Origin of the sequence: Carboxydocella sp. JDF658 (genome assembly GCF_002049395.1) — a bacterium.
In the GTDB taxonomy this organism is placed as follows: Bacteria; Bacillota.
Window position 1 is genome coordinate 137,059 of record NZ_BDLR01000023.1, and the last position, 13,261, is coordinate 150,319.

The 13,261-nt window shown below is 49.4% G+C and carries 14 protein-coding genes; 7 read left to right on the forward strand and 7 right to left on the reverse strand.

Translation table 11 applies throughout. The features are described 5' to 3' along the window. Window positions 1-11 precede the first annotated feature (11 nt). From JDF658_RS04795 to JDF658_RS04805, 3 genes are all read left to right on the forward strand, one after another. On the forward strand, window positions 12-1,376 hold the full coding sequence (locus JDF658_RS04795; RefSeq protein WP_078664794.1) for a TrpB-like pyridoxal phosphate-dependent enzyme: 1,365 nt from the start codon (window positions 12-14) through the stop codon (window positions 1,374-1,376). Window positions 1,377-1,591: 215 nt separating this feature from the next. After that, window positions 1,592-2,911: a diaminopimelate decarboxylase gene (gene lysA / locus JDF658_RS04800; RefSeq protein ID WP_078664793.1), complete on the forward strand. Its 1,320-nt coding sequence runs from the start codon at window positions 1,592-1,594 to the stop codon at window positions 2,909-2,911. Window positions 2,912-3,024: 113 nt separating this feature from the next. After that, window positions 3,025-3,693: a NapC/NirT family cytochrome c gene (locus JDF658_RS04805; protein ID WP_079906640.1), complete on the forward strand. Its 669-nt coding sequence runs from the start codon at window positions 3,025-3,027 to the stop codon at window positions 3,691-3,693. On the opposite strand, the gene JDF658_RS04810 is transcribed toward JDF658_RS04805, so the two are convergent. From JDF658_RS04810 to JDF658_RS04825, 4 genes are read right to left on the reverse strand one after another with little or no spacing between them, the layout of a single operon-like run. Next, the gene (locus JDF658_RS04810; protein WP_159446563.1) at window positions 3,666-4,142 is read right to left on the reverse strand and encodes a hydrogenase maturation protease; all 477 of its coding nucleotides are present in this window, start codon (window positions 4,140-4,142) and stop codon (window positions 3,666-3,668) included. The genes JDF658_RS04805 and JDF658_RS04810 overlap by 28 nt on opposite strands. After that, complete coding sequence (gene cybH, locus JDF658_RS04815; RefSeq protein ID WP_078664790.1) at window positions 4,135-4,809, reverse strand: Ni/Fe-hydrogenase, b-type cytochrome subunit; 675 nt, start codon at window positions 4,807-4,809, stop codon at window positions 4,135-4,137. Before cybH ends, JDF658_RS04810 begins: the two co-directional genes overlap by 8 nt. Before the next feature lie 12 nt (window positions 4,810-4,821). Then, complete coding sequence (locus tag JDF658_RS04820; RefSeq protein ID WP_079906642.1) at window positions 4,822-6,534, reverse strand: nickel-dependent hydrogenase large subunit; 1,713 nt, start codon at window positions 6,532-6,534, stop codon at window positions 4,822-4,824. Further along, window positions 6,512-7,606, reverse strand: coding sequence for a hydrogenase small subunit (locus JDF658_RS04825; protein ID WP_079906643.1), 1,095 nt, complete (start codon window positions 7,604-7,606; stop codon window positions 6,512-6,514). The genes JDF658_RS04820 and JDF658_RS04825 overlap by 23 nt, the downstream gene beginning before the upstream one ends. Before the next feature lie 148 nt (window positions 7,607-7,754). Here JDF658_RS04825 and JDF658_RS04830 point away from each other — a divergent pair, with 148 nt between their 5' ends. Continuing rightward, window positions 7,755-7,946, forward strand: coding sequence for a ferredoxin (locus JDF658_RS04830; protein ID WP_079906644.1), 192 nt, complete (start codon window positions 7,755-7,757; stop codon window positions 7,944-7,946). Between the two features lie 92 nt (window positions 7,947-8,038). On the opposite strand, the gene JDF658_RS04835 is transcribed toward JDF658_RS04830, so the two are convergent. Further along, on the reverse strand, window positions 8,039-8,845 hold the full coding sequence (locus JDF658_RS04835) for a YitT family protein (RefSeq protein ID WP_242946612.1): 807 nt from the start codon (window positions 8,843-8,845) through the stop codon (window positions 8,039-8,041). A gap of 274 nt (window positions 8,846-9,119) precedes the next feature. Between JDF658_RS04835 and queC the strand changes: the two genes are divergently transcribed. From queC to JDF658_RS04850, 3 genes are read left to right on the forward strand one after another with little or no spacing between them, the layout of a single operon-like run. After that, the gene (gene queC / locus JDF658_RS04840; protein ID WP_079906646.1) at window positions 9,120-9,794 is read left to right on the forward strand and encodes a 7-cyano-7-deazaguanine synthase QueC; all 675 of its coding nucleotides are present in this window, start codon (window positions 9,120-9,122) and stop codon (window positions 9,792-9,794) included. A gap of 18 nt (window positions 9,795-9,812) precedes the next feature. Next, complete coding sequence (locus tag JDF658_RS04845) at window positions 9,813-10,427, forward strand: Sir2 family NAD-dependent protein deacetylase (protein WP_078664785.1); 615 nt, start codon at window positions 9,813-9,815, stop codon at window positions 10,425-10,427. A gap of 55 nt (window positions 10,428-10,482) precedes the next feature. Continuing rightward, window positions 10,483-10,935, forward strand: a complete 453-nt coding sequence (locus JDF658_RS04850; protein WP_079906647.1) for an OsmC family protein — start codon at window positions 10,483-10,485, stop codon at window positions 10,933-10,935. On the opposite strand, the gene JDF658_RS04855 is transcribed toward JDF658_RS04850, so the two are convergent. Both JDF658_RS04855 and JDF658_RS04860 read right to left on the reverse strand, forming a co-directional pair. Beyond that, window positions 10,932-12,089: a hypothetical protein gene (locus JDF658_RS04855; protein WP_078664783.1), complete on the reverse strand. Its 1,158-nt coding sequence runs from the start codon at window positions 12,087-12,089 to the stop codon at window positions 10,932-10,934. The two genes, JDF658_RS04850 and JDF658_RS04855, sit on opposite strands and share 4 nt — an antisense overlap. Further along, window positions 12,031-13,236 carry an amidohydrolase family protein gene (locus JDF658_RS04860; protein WP_079906648.1) on the reverse strand — a complete coding sequence of 402 codons (1,206 nt, stop codon included), beginning with the start codon at window positions 13,234-13,236 and terminating at the stop codon, window positions 12,031-12,033. Before JDF658_RS04860 ends, JDF658_RS04855 begins: the two co-directional genes overlap by 59 nt. Window positions 13,237-13,261 lie beyond the last annotated feature (25 nt).

A 13,261-nucleotide genomic window follows, 5' to 3' on the forward strand; every position in this document is an offset into this window, starting at 1 on the left:
GTTGAGGAGAGATGAGAGCGGATACCAAAATCCTGCTCACTGAAAAAGAAATGCCTACCGTCTGGTATAACATTCAGGCTCATATGCCCAATTTACCGCCACCCCCGCTCAATCCCCGAACAGGTCAACCGGTCACTCCGGAAGATTTGTTGCCTATATTTCCGCTGGAACTGATCAAACAGGAGGTAAGCACTGAACCATATATCGAGATTCCTGAGGAAGTTCAGCAGCTTTATCGCTTATTCAGACCAACGCCCTTATTCAGGGCCCATCGCCTGGAAAAAGCCCTGGACACTCCGGCCCGGATTTACTATAAATATGAAGGGACCAGCCCGGCAGGCAGCCATAAGGTCAATACCTCCATTCCCCAGGCCTTTTACAATAAACAGGCTGGCATTAAGCGGCTGGCAACGGAAACAGGGGCCGGGCAGTGGGGTAGTGCTCTCAGCATGGCCTGCAGTTTCTTCGGGCTGGAATGCACTGTGTATATGGTTAAGGTTTCTTACCAGCAAAAGCCCTACCGGCGCTCACTGATGCGGGTGTTTGGCGCTGAGGTGATCCCCAGTCCTTCGCCTCTGACCCAGGCCGGGCGGGCAGTGCTGGAACAAAGCCCGGATTCACCGGGCAGTCTGGGCATTGCTATCAGTGAGGCGGTAGAGGATGCCGCCAGCCGGGAAGATACCAATTATGCCCTGGGCAGTGTCCTCAATCATGTCTGTCTGCACCAGACGGTAATCGGGCAAGAAGTTCAGGCCCAACTGGCCAAAGTGGATGAAGCAGCTGATATTGTAATCGGATGCTGTGGAGGCGGCAGCAATTTTGCCGGTATTTCCTTCCCCTTTGTCCGGGACAAAATTCTAAAGGGAACGAAAACTCGCATTATCGCCGTAGAACCGGCAGCCTGTCCCACCCTGACCAAAGGGGTCTATGCCTATGACTATGGTGATGTGGCCAAGCTGACTCCCATTATGCCTATGTATACTCTTGGCCATGATTTCATGCCTCCTGGCATTCATGCTGGTGGGTTACGCTATCATGGGGATTCCCCGCTGGTCAGTCAGCTCTTAAAGGACGGCTTGATTGAGGCAGTGGCCTATCCCCAGACTCAGGTTTTTGAGGCGGCTGTTCTCTTTGCCCGCACTGAAGGGATTTTGCCAGCCCCCGAATCTTCCCACGCCATTAAAGCGGCAATAGTAGAGGCCCTGCGTTGCAAGGAAGCCGGGGAAACTAAAACCATCGTGTTCTGTTTAAGCGGCCATGGACACTTCGATTTAAGTGCTTATGATGATTACTTGACCGGTAAAATCCAGGATTATGAATATCCGGAACGGCTGGTTAAAGAAGCCCTGGCTAACTTGCCTAAAGTGGAATTATAAATTACTCAAGCAGGAACACTCAGATAATGTGTTCCTGCTTTTTGCATTGTTATGCAGATATATTGTATACATAGGCAAAAGGACAGTGAGAAAGATTGTCAATAGGGAAAAAACATGTTATAGTGATTGATAGAATTTTCCCGGACTTTTGTGATTGAAGGTTAACGGTTTCTCAGAAAAAATCATAATATCTATTGGTGATAGGAGATGATGATATGCGTTTGCATGGTACTATGAGCATCAATGCCGAAGGGCGCTTAACCATTGGCGGTTGCGATACAGCAGGTCTGGTAGCGGAGTTTGGTACCCCCTTGTATGTTTTTGATGAGGAACTGATCAGGCAAAACTGCCGCGCCTACCGGGCTGCTTTTATGCAGGATGAGCGTATTCAGGGAGAAGTAATTTATGCCTCGAAAGCCTTCATGACCAAAGCCATGGCCCGCATTATTCAGGAAGAAGGACTGGGCCTGGATGTGGTTTCTGGCGGTGAGTTATATACTGCCCTGGAGGCAGGGTTTGATCCTGCCCGGATTTATTTTCATGGCAATAACAAATCCCCTGCCGAGCTCGAGATGGCGTTAGCTGCCGGTATCGGCTATTTTGTAGTGGATAATTTCACCGAACTGCATCTGCTCAATGGCCTGGCCGGGGAGCGGGGCGTCAAGGCCAGCATCCTTTTGCGAATTACCCCAGGGGTAGAAGCTCATACCCATGAATACATCCAGACCGGACAAATTGATTCCAAGTTCGGGTCAGCTATTTCTACCGGCCAGGCTTTGGCAATTGTGGAGGAAGCCCTGCAACTGCCTCACATAGACCTAAAGGGATTGCATTGCCATATTGGTTCCCAGATTTTTGAACTTGAAAGCTACCGTTACACAGTGCAAGTTATGCTGGATTTTCTGGCTGAGTTGCGTAGCAGGCTGGGCTTTACAGCAGAAATACTGAACCTGGGTGGGGGTTTTGGTATTTACTACGCCGAAGGGGATGAACCCGCCTCTATCGCTGCGTATGGGCAACTGGTCCGGGAGTCAGTTCTTGCTGGCTGTGAAGAAAGAGATTTGCCTTTACCCCGCCTGGTAGTGGAGCCCGGTCGTTCTATCATTGGCCCGGCTGGTACTACTCTTTATACTGTCGGTTCAGTGAAGGAGATACCAGGAGTAAGAACTTACATTGCCGTTGATGGCGGCATGGGTGATAACCCCAGACCGGCGCTCTATCAGTCCAGGTATTCGGCCCTGCTGGCCAACAAAGCTGATCAACCGGCAGAAATAGTGGTATCTGTGGCCGGGAAATACTGCGAATCCGGGGACATGCTAATCTGGGATTTGGCAGTTCCCCGTACTGAGCCCGGAGATATTCTGGCTGTATTTTGCACTGGTGCTTATAACTACTCTATGGCCATGAATTATAACCGGGTACCCAGACCGGCTGCGGTACTGGTCAAGGATGGGCAGGCAGATTTGATTATCCGCCGGGAAAGCTATGCTGACCTGGTACAAAATGATGTAATTCCTGAGAGATTGAAAAAATAGGCAACAACCCGGCTGTAGCCGGGTTTTATTTATAGTACAAATGCACTAAAAATAGACTAGATGGCAGGGAAAGGGATAATTTTATTTAATATTTCTAACTAGGGGGGAGAGAGATGTTAACAGCCCAAAATCTTAAAAAAATTATACTGGTTTCAGGATTCTTGCTAATTATAATTCTGGCAGGGGCAAGTTACTATACCAGTAAACCGCAGTTTTGTGCCAGTTGTCACTTGATGGAGCCTATTTATCAAAGCTGGACCCAATCTGCCCATAAAGATGTTGAATGTTATGCCTGTCATGCTGAGCCCGGCTTCGCTGGCGTGGTAAAGGCCAAAATTAGCGGAGTTAGGGAGCTGATGATAACTTTACTTAATCTGGAGCCCAGGCCGCAGGCTACGGTAAAAAATGAGCGTTGCCAGAGCTGTCATCAGCAATGGCCTGCTGAGTTAAAAAACATGCCTGGCATAATTTACAATCACGAAAAACATAGCCGGGGCTATAATTGTACTTTATGCCACAGTGGGGTAGCCCATGGTAGCAGAGCCAGGTTAAAAATGAAAGATTGTCTGACCTGCCATCGGGTTAAAGGCGCTGGTAAAGCACCGGTAGATGACTGCTTGAAATGCCACCGGGATCCCAATAGTCTTAAACCCCGAAACCATCAGGAGCCAGCATGGGCAATAACCCACGGGCGGGAATATCGAAGGGATAAGAATAACTGTCTTGCCTGCCATCGTCCAGCAACTAATCTGTGTCAACAATGCCATCCTGCACCGAAATAAAAGGCAATAATATCATAGACTTGTTCTAAAGCTACGGGTATGACTGCTTTGACCTGTGGGCTCAATTCCAGACCAGGTCTGATGTCAGCAGGTTGAATTCCCAGCAGGACCAGGTCATGGGGCAATTTACCACGCCAGCAGGCCAGGGCCAGTAAATCAGCCAGGGCTACCTGGTGAGGGGAGAGCCGGGGCCGGGCCAGCTGGATTAACTGCTCATAACGAAAAAGACCCACGGTACCCGGGGGCTTGTCCCAGTTTACGGCATCGATGATCAAAAGCTGTGCAGCAGTTTCAATTACGGGCAATAAGGATAAACCCCCGGTGCCGCCGTCCACCAGTTTTATCTGAGAAGCAAGACCGGATTGACGTAATCTCTGCAGTAGATGAATTCCTATTCCTTCATCACGATAGAGAGGATTACCCAGCCCGAGAACAACCGGTTTAGCCATTTTCTCTGTCCTCTCTGACAGGAACATATTTATAGCCACTAAAAATAGACGAAACGGTGCCATCATCATCCAGGATATCCTGACGTATTACGGTATAGAGATGCAAGACAACAAAAGCAGCAAATAGCCAGGCCGCCAGGTGATGATAACTGCGCAGAACCAGTGAATTACCGCCGAAGAAGGGGATTAGCCAGCCAAACCAGCGTTCCTGCCAGCCGCCGGGATGAATCTCTCCTTGCAAGGCTAGTCCACTGGCAATCATAAAGGCGGAGTTGATCCAGATAATGAAAAAGTAGGTAAGCTGGGCCAGGACATTGTGGCCGGTATGCACCGTATGTTCTTTTTTGAGAAAAAGATAGTATTTTAACGTCTCCAGGCCATCGGCAAAAAATCCTTTTCGCCAGGGGCGAAAGCGGGCATACTCATTGCCGACAAAAGCCCAGTAAAAACGGAAAAGAAAATTGGCTATAAACAGCCAGGCAGCCCAGCCATGCCAGTAGCGGGCTTTACCCATCAGAAAAAAGGAGTAGGCTTCGGTTCCAGCCGGCCTGTATTTGGGAAAGCCAATATAGAGGCCGGTGAGAAAAAGGGTAATGATCAAAAAGACATTTAACCAGTGATAGAAGCGGACCGGCCATTCCCAGACATAGATGGCTTTGCGCAGCATCGCATACCCTCCTTAGTAAAACCTTATTTCAGTCAAGGGTTGACTGGTAGTGAGATCAGTTAAATGGACAGCACAGGCAATACAGGGATCAAAGGAATGAATAATTCGCAAAATTTCCAGAGGCTTTGCCGGATCGGCCAGAGGTGTTCCGACCAGAGCTTCCTCATAAGGGCCGCGCTGTTCAAGACCATCCCGAGGGGAGGCATTCCAGGTAGTGGGGACTACTGCTTGATAGAGAGTGATTTTGCCATCTTTGATTTTTACCCAGTGCCCTAGAGCGCCGCGGGGAGCCTCAGTAATGCCCGCACCTCTGGCTTCTTTGGGCCAGGTGGAAGGATCCCATTTTTCCGGATTAAAAACCCGGGTATCACCGGCTTTGAGGTTGGCCAGCAGTTCAGCATAGGTTTTCTTCAGGAAGTGGACCAGGATCCTGGTTTCCAGGCCGCGGGCCAGGGTACGCCCCAGGGCGCTAAATAAAGCCTCCTTGCCCAATCCCAGTTTAGCCAGGGCGGAATCTACTTCTTCCTTAATCCGGGACTGGCCCCGGGCATAACCTACCAGTATACGGGCCAGTGGACCCACTTCCATAGGTTTACCCCGCCAGCGGGGAGCTTTGAGCCAGCTATATTTGCCGGTTGTATCCAGTTGCTTATAAGGAGGACGAGGGCCGGTATATTTGGGATTGGTCTGTCCTTCCCAGGGATGCAGCCCTTTGCTTCCACTATATTCATACCAGGAATAGTCAACGAATTCCTGAATCTGTTCTGGATCCTTTACATCTATGTCATGGACCTCATTCAGATTGCGATTTAAGATTACCCCGGCGGGAAAAATTTCTTCTCCGGTTTCTTTTTTACCCCGGTCAGCTAGATGGCCATAGACCAGAAAATTACCTACGCCACCACCATAGGTCCAGTCTTTATAAAAGGACGCAATGGCCAGCAGATCGGGAAGGTAGACTTTTTCCACAAACTCAATCGCTTTATCGATTTCCCGGCCCACCAGATTCAAACGTTCCATATTTATGGTATTATCGTTATCCAGATTAATGGTGCAGGCCATACCGCCAACCAGATAATTGGGATGGGGATTTTTACCACCAAAAATGGTATGTATCCTGACTATATCTTTTTGCCATTCCAGAGCTTCGAGATAGTGGGCCACTGCCAGTAAGTTGACTTCCGGTGGTAACTTATAGGCCGGGTGCCCCCAGTAGCCATTGGTGAAAATACCCAGTTGACCACTGGCAACAAAACTTTGCAAGCGTTTTTGTAAATCCCGGAAATAGCCAGGGGAGGATTTGGGCCAGTCAGAAAGAGATTGGGCCAGACGGCTGGTCGCAGCCGGGTCTGCTTTCAAGGCAGAAGTGATATCCACCCAGTCCAGGGCATGCAGGTGGTAGAAATGCACTACATGGTCATGGACAAACTGGGTAGCATTCATGATATTGCGGATCAAGGTGGCGTTTTTAGGCACTTCAATTTTCAGGGCATCTTCTACTGCCAGTACGGAGGCAATGGCATGGATATGGGTACAAACCCCACAGATACGCTGGGCAAAGGCCCAGGCATCCCGGGGATCCCGATCCTTGAGGATAAGTTCCAGCCCGCGAAAGGCAGTGCCGGAACTATAGGCTTCCTTGATCACGTTCCCTTCTACATCAGCTTCGATGCGTAAATGTCCCTCAATTCTGGTTAGAGGATCAACCACTATTCTTTGGGCCATGCTTTTCACCTTCTTTTTTCTTTTTGGTTTTTAACACTCCGGTGGCCAGGGCATGTAACCCCACTCCGGCAGCTGTGATACCAACCACTTTTTTACCCAGTTCATCGGGGTCAACCGGTTTAGCCTGACCAGGTATATGCGCCAGCCTGGTATAAAAGGGCGAGTTATCGAAAAAATTGGGCTCCGAACAGCCCAGACAGGGATGGCCGGACTTGATAGGGTAGCTGACTCCATTATTCCACTGGGTAATGGCACAGGCATTATAGGTGGTGGGACCTTTGCAGCCCATTTTATAGAGGCACCAGCCCTGTTTGGCCCCCTCATCATCGAATTGCTCCACAAAAAGACCGGCATCGAAAAAGGCCCGGCGATTGCAGTTATCATGGATACGATGATTGTAGAAGGCTCTGGGACGGCCCAATCCAGTCAGCTCCGGCAAACGATCAAAGGTAACATAGTGGGCAACCACCCCTGCGATTACTTCTGCAATAGGTGGGCAACCAGGCACATCAATAACCGGTTTGTTCCGCACTATATCTTTAACGGCGACAGCTCCGGTAGGATTAGGGCTGGCCCCCTGAACACAGGTGTTGGTGGCACAGGAGCCATAGGCGATAACTGCCAGTGCGCCCTCTGCAGCTTCCAACAGGACCTGGTGGGCAGTTTTGCCAGCAATAGTAGTGTATATACCATCATCTTTTAAAGGCACACTTCCTTCCACAACAAGCAAATAGCGGCCCCGATAGTCCTGCATGGTTTTAGCTTTAGCTGCTTCTGCTTGTTCTCCGGAAGCGGCCATCAGGGTTTCCATGTAATCCAGAGAAATCAGGTTGAGGATCAGGTCTGAAAAGAGGGGATGGGCGGTTCTGATAAAGGATTCGGAACAACAGGTACATAGTTGCAATTCCAGATAAATAACCGGTAATCGCGGTTTGGTTTCCAGAGCATGAGCAACCTGGCTAATAAAGGAGGCATCCAGACCCATGGTAGCAGTGAGAATGGTGCACAGGCGTAAAAAATCGCGCCGGGTGTAGCCTTTTCTTAAAAGGGCGTGATAGTAGGTATTGGTCATGGTTTGCTCCTCCTTGCGGTGGATTTATTTTATTTTTTGCCGTTAGTTGCGGATTATACAAAAAAAGACAGCAATTGTGAGCCCGGTCACAGGAGTTGCTGGCAGGGGATGGTATAATTGGATTAAGAACAGAAAGGAGTGTGGGAAAATGAGAGCCAGAGTGAATAAGGATCTGTGTATTGGCTGTGGAGCCTGCGCCGCCATTTGTCCCCAGGTGTTTGAGCTAGGGGAGAACGGATTGTCCCGGGTCATTGCGGATCCAGTTCCAGCGGAGGCTGAGGCCAGTGCCCGGGATGCGGCAGATGGTTGTCCGGTAGGGGCCATTAAAATTGAGGAGTAAAAAACAGGCCACCCGTTTTGGGTGGCGTTTTCTCTAGATGTTATGCCTTACCACTAATTCTTCAATCTTACCGGACAACAATCCGAGGGAATTTAGTGAATTGCTTTCTTTTTAAATTTTCCGCCCATTACTTCATGAACATCATGGATAGTTACAAAAGCATTTTCGTCGATTTCATCAATTATTGTTTTGAGCTTCGCAATTTCTAAACGGGTTACTACAGAGTATAACACGCTTTTTGACTGTCCTGTATATCCACCTCTACCTTCAAGGAATGTAACCCCTCTACCCAACCGAGCCATGAGGACTTCTGCTATAAGTTTTGGTTGCTCAGTGATAATTAATACTGCTTTAGACTCGTCCAAACCTTCAATAGTCAAATCTATAACTTTAAATGCAATGAAATAAGCAATGAGTGAGTACATAGCTTTATCCCAACCAAAGAAAAATCCTGCACTACTCAAAATAAAAAAATTAAAAAACATTACAATTTCCCCAACAGAGAAAGCTGTTCGTTTATCAAGTATGATTGCAACAATCTCCGTTCCATCTAGAGAACCACCGTAGCGAATTATTAAACCGACACCTATGCCTAAAATAATTCCACCGAAAACCGCAGCTAAAAGAACATCCTTAGTCAGTCCTGGAACAGGATGTAAGACTGTGACACCAATAGATAAAACGGTTACAGAAAACAACGTAGAAATGACAAAGGTTTTTCCAATTTGCTTATACCCGATAAAAAGAAATGGTAGATTTAAGATAAAAATAAAAGCCCCAAGAGGTAAATTAGTTAGGTAACTTAAGATGATAGAAATACCAACTATCCCTCCATCAATAATATTGTTAGGTATAAGGAAAATTTCGAGTCCAACTGATGCTAAAATAGCGCCAAGCATTAAGAAACTATATTTTTTTATGTTTTTTAAATGAAAATACTTTTTTGTCAATATGACCACTTCCTTATTAACGGATGGTGTCAGTAAATAAGAACCCACAATTACTCCAGTTTTTATTCTCATATTCTACCAAAGTTGCTGGTAAAAATCAACTAATCACAGCATATCCATTCTGGGTATTGACCGGATAGATGTAAATAGTCTTCACAGATGCTGTTGCAAAAGCATCAAAATAGGTTATACTTATGGATGAGAATGGAGGTAGAGCAAAGAAATGAAAAAAGCGGTTATCTTATTATCCGGGGGCATAGATTCCACCGTTTGTTTGGCTTTAGCGTACCGGGATGGTTATGAGCTATATCCCATTTCCTTTGATTATAACCAGCGCCACAAACGGGAACTGGACAGTGCCCGCCAGATTGCCGAATATTATCACTGTCCCCGGCATTTAATTATTACTACCAACATGGATGCTATCGGGGGCAGTGCCCTGACGGGGACAATGGAAGTACCGGAAGGGGATATAGAGCGCAAGGACATTCCCCCTACTTATGTTCCAGCCCGCAATCTGATTTTCCTCAGTTATGCCGTCGGCTATGCTGAAGTGGTAGGAGCAGAACGGATATATATCGGGGTCAATGCCCTTGACTATGCCGGCTATCCCGATTGTCGACCGGAGTTTATCCAGCGCTTTCAGGCCACAGTGGATTATGCGACTAAAGCGACAACCAGGGATGCTCAAAGAATCGAGATTGTAACCCCCTTAATCAATCTGGATAAGGCTGGTATTATTAAACTGGGTATGGAGCTGAAGGCTCCCCTGCACCTTACAACCACCTGCTATCGGGGGGGAGAAAAGGCCTGTGGTCGTTGTGATGCCTGTCTTTTGCGTTTACAGGGTTTTTCCCGGGCAGGTTTTCAGGACCCGATAAATTATGTTCATCTCTAAGGAGCAGAGGTGAGAAGGATGAAAATAATCGCCTTCACCGGAGCTGGCATTTCTAAAGCCAGTGGTATACCTACTTTTGAAGAAATGCCCGGAATCAGAGACTACCTGACCCGGAACTATTTTCAAGAGGAGCCGCAGGAGTTCTACCAGAAGCTGTGGCAAATGTATGAAAGAATAAGCCAGGCAGAACCTAATCCTGCTCATCTGGCCCTGGCCCGCTATCAGATTCCGGTAATAACCATGAATATTGATGGCCTGCACCGTAAAGCCGGGACCAAAGAGCTAGTGGAAATTCACGGCAATCTGGACTATGTTTTTTGTCCGGTCTGTCAACGCCAATATCCTTTTACAGTAGTTAAAGACAATCATTTTTGTTCTGACTGCCGGGAGGTGCTGCAACCCAATGTCGTCTTATATGGCGACTGGCTGGCCCAGTTGCCCCAGGCCCTGGATCTGGTGGCTGATGCCGAACTGTTGCTGGTTATTGGCACTTCCTTTTATACTTCCACTGCCCGCTATGTTACCGAACGAGCTCGCCTGGCCGGGGCCAGGGTGGAGGTAATAAATGCGGAAGCGGAAAAAGTGCTGCCCGAACTACTGGACCGCCTTTTTAATGCCGAAAGGCATGCATAAGAATAGGGCCCTTTCGCCATCCTGTTAGTGAAATAACTGACAGGAGGTAAGGCCCATGATTATTACATTGCAGGCTAAAAGCCACTGGGTAGAACAAATGAAAAGCGAAATTACCATCAGGGAGTTTTCCCCCGTAACCATGGATGAGCCCGGAGATCTGGGCGGACAGGATTCAGCTCCCACCCCGATGGAATATGTCCTGGCTTCGTTACTGGGTTGTACCACCGTAATGGCGGTAATGATTGCGAAAGAAATGGCCATTAAAGTCAATGGTCTGATGATGCGGGCAGAAGGGGAATTAAATACCGATGGTATTATGGGTAAAGGAGATGTACCTCCCTATTTTACCCGGGTGAAACAGGAGATTAGCATTGATAGCACTGCCAATCAGGAACAGCTGGAACGCCTGGCCCAGCAAATCAAAAAACGCTGTCCGGTATATAATATGCTAAAAGCAGCCGGGACCGTGGTAGAGGTCAACTGGCAACCTGGACCGGCAGTTCCCTAGTCAGTTTCTTCCCATAACCAGACGGTATCCAGCTGCAGAGTATTTTTAATTCTGACAGTTAAGCGGGGACGATGTCCCAGTATTCTGGAGGCCCAGTGCAGGGCCTCTTTTTCGTCGGCAGCTACGAGGGGTAGTTTGGCTCGCTCAAGAAATCCGGTAGTTAAGGCATTGGCATAGGTGGCTGTCCAGTCAATCTTGTTGACCAGCTGCCGGGTGGTAAGATCAGCCAGTCCGATTCCATAGGCATTGCCCTGGGATGCCGGGGCCAGGTCCAAAACCAGAATCAGTTTGATCAGAGGAGAGGGAGCTGGTGCAGGTAGGCCGGGAATACCCAGGCGATTGATAACATGGGTATCCATTCCAGTGCCACTAAAACATTTCCCGATTTCCTCCACCATCAGCAAATCGATCTCTGACCAGGGCAGACGGGGTTGCCAGCCTTTAACCCGGGCCAGTAATTGTGGTTCTTCTGCCAGAATTTCTGCAGGAGTAAGAGCCACCAGGTCGGCCAGTTCCTGATAGGCGTTTTCCAGAATGGCTATGCCTCCCCAGATCGGCAGGCGGGTAAGCAGCAGCCGGGCGGCTTCACCCAGACGCTGGCTTAAGCTCTGGGGGCCGCCAGCATGTAAGGCTGCTGCTCCAGCAGGACCGCCCATACCCAGAGCCAGCATTTTGACCAGACCGCTCTCCCAGGGACCAGTAAAAGAAGTATGAGGTTTAACCCGGTTAATTAACAGAATAGCATTGGTGGGCAGCGGTAATTCCAGGGTAAATATCGGGGTGCCATTCTTCAGCCTGTCAGTTTCCCGGGTAACAACCCCGGGATATACCGGGCAGCCCATAGTGTCAGCACTAATACCCAGTTCAGCCAGGACCCGCAATTGTCCTTCAGCGGTACTACCGCCATGACTGCCCATGGCGGCAATCAAATAGGGAGTAACCTGACGCTGACGCAAAAAATCCAGAATTTGTTTGAGCAGGGTGGGTAAAACGGCTATGCCCCGGCTGCCTACCGGTATGGCCACGGTAGCTCCGGCTGCCAGGGGCTGCTGCTGCCATAACCTTTCCAGTCCGGCCTGTAAAACTGCCGTCGGGTCAGTCAGACGAGGCCGGGGAAAACTTAAGGTGACTTTTTGCCAGTGTTGTTCTTGCAATTTCATCATCTCCCAACCAGAGGATGGTAATCAGATCGGCAGAAAGGGCAGAAAGCTTTTGCCAGGGCGGCTGGCGATACAGGTTCAAGGCCGGGAGAGGCCAGACAGGATCCAGGTCAGGATTCAGGGATTGCCAGGTGTGGCGCAAAACCTTTGTCAGCAGTTCCAGTGGTGAGTAGCCACACTGACCCAGGAGCTCCAGTTCCTTCAGTAAGCCAAAACCATGTCTGACTCCTGTGGCCCCGGCATCACTGCCTGCTACTACCGGCACTCCCAGTTGCCGGGCCAGTTCTACCATTTGCATTTGCCTATCCAGGCTGCGGGCTGCTACCGGATAGGCCGGGGCCTGAGCGGCTACCGGAGCCAGAGTGGGGACCCAGTAAATGCCCTTTTGCGCTAGCTGGATCAGGGTGGATTCGGTGAGGAAGTAACCATGTTCCAGACTGTGTACCCCGCAACTGGCAGCTAAGGCACTGGCTTCAGCACCGCTGGCATGTACCATGAGGGGTAATCCTGCCCCATTGGCCTGAGCTACTAAAGCGGACAATTCCTTCTCTGTAAACTGGCAGGGCCCGACCTGGCCGTATTCGGTAAAGGAAATAATGCCTGAGAGCATCAGTTTCAGGTGCCGGGAGCCATTGGCTCTAATTTGTGTCGTCAGCTCGCCCCAGGGAGGCATGGCATTACGCCCCAGGGGATGGGCAAAGGCAGTACCATATCCCCCTTCCCGACAGTAGGCGGGATGGGTGGTATGTATATAAAAAAGGCTGTCCAATTGGGCGGCGAGACGATGGGCCCAGCCCTGGCGGTCCCCGCCATCCCGGGCTGCCAGCACACCGGCTCTGGCCATCGATTCCAGATTAGTTTGCCACATATGGTGCATACCTGTTTCGTCGTTCCAGCGGGCCCGGGCAGCTGCAAAATCCACCCCGTCTAGAGCCAGATGGACATGGGCATCTGCCAGCGGGGTGAGGGCATAACAATCAGCATAGGTTGTATCGGGAGCAGGTAAGTCCGCAGGGTAAGCCTGCCAGGGAATGAGCCGCTGGAGTTTGCCTTTTTTTATTTCCAGAACCACCGGGGTTTCCACAGGTTGATTCATACCACAGCTAAGAAACCCCGATAACAGCAGAAAGTGGCTGACCACGTATCTCTACACCCTCCTGTTTTTG

Bases quoted from the DNA above. Each gene is read 5' to 3' on its own strand.
- JDF658_RS04795 (WP_078664794.1), top strand. From the start codon at position 12: ATGAGAGCGGATACCAAAATCCTGCTCACTGAAAAAGAAATGCCTACC.
- lysA (WP_078664793.1), top strand. From the start codon at position 1,592: ATGCGTTTGCATGGTACTATGAGCATCAATGCCGAAGGGCGCTTAACC.
- JDF658_RS04805 (WP_079906640.1), top strand. From the start codon at position 3,025: ATGTTAACAGCCCAAAATCTTAAAAAAATTATACTGGTTTCAGGATTC.
- JDF658_RS04810 (WP_159446563.1), bottom strand. From the start codon at position 4,142: ATGGCTAAACCGGTTGTTCTCGGGCTGGGTAATCCTCTCTATCGTGAT.
- cybH (WP_078664790.1), bottom strand. From the start codon at position 4,809: ATGCTGCGCAAAGCCATCTATGTCTGGGAATGGCCGGTCCGCTTCTAT.
- JDF658_RS04820 (WP_079906642.1), bottom strand. From the start codon at position 6,534: ATGGCCCAAAGAATAGTGGTTGATCCTCTAACCAGAATTGAGGGACAT.
- JDF658_RS04825 (WP_079906643.1), bottom strand. From the start codon at position 7,606: ATGACCAATACCTACTATCACGCCCTTTTAAGAAAAGGCTACACCCGG.
- JDF658_RS04830 (WP_079906644.1), top strand. From the start codon at position 7,755: ATGAGAGCCAGAGTGAATAAGGATCTGTGTATTGGCTGTGGAGCCTGC.
- JDF658_RS04835 (WP_242946612.1), bottom strand. From the start codon at position 8,845: ATGCTTGGCGCTATTTTAGCATCAGTTGGACTCGAAATTTTCCTTATA.
- queC (WP_079906646.1), top strand. From the start codon at position 9,120: ATGAAAAAAGCGGTTATCTTATTATCCGGGGGCATAGATTCCACCGTT.
- JDF658_RS04845 (WP_078664785.1), top strand. From the start codon at position 9,813: ATGAAAATAATCGCCTTCACCGGAGCTGGCATTTCTAAAGCCAGTGGT.
- JDF658_RS04850 (WP_079906647.1), top strand. From the start codon at position 10,483: ATGATTATTACATTGCAGGCTAAAAGCCACTGGGTAGAACAAATGAAA.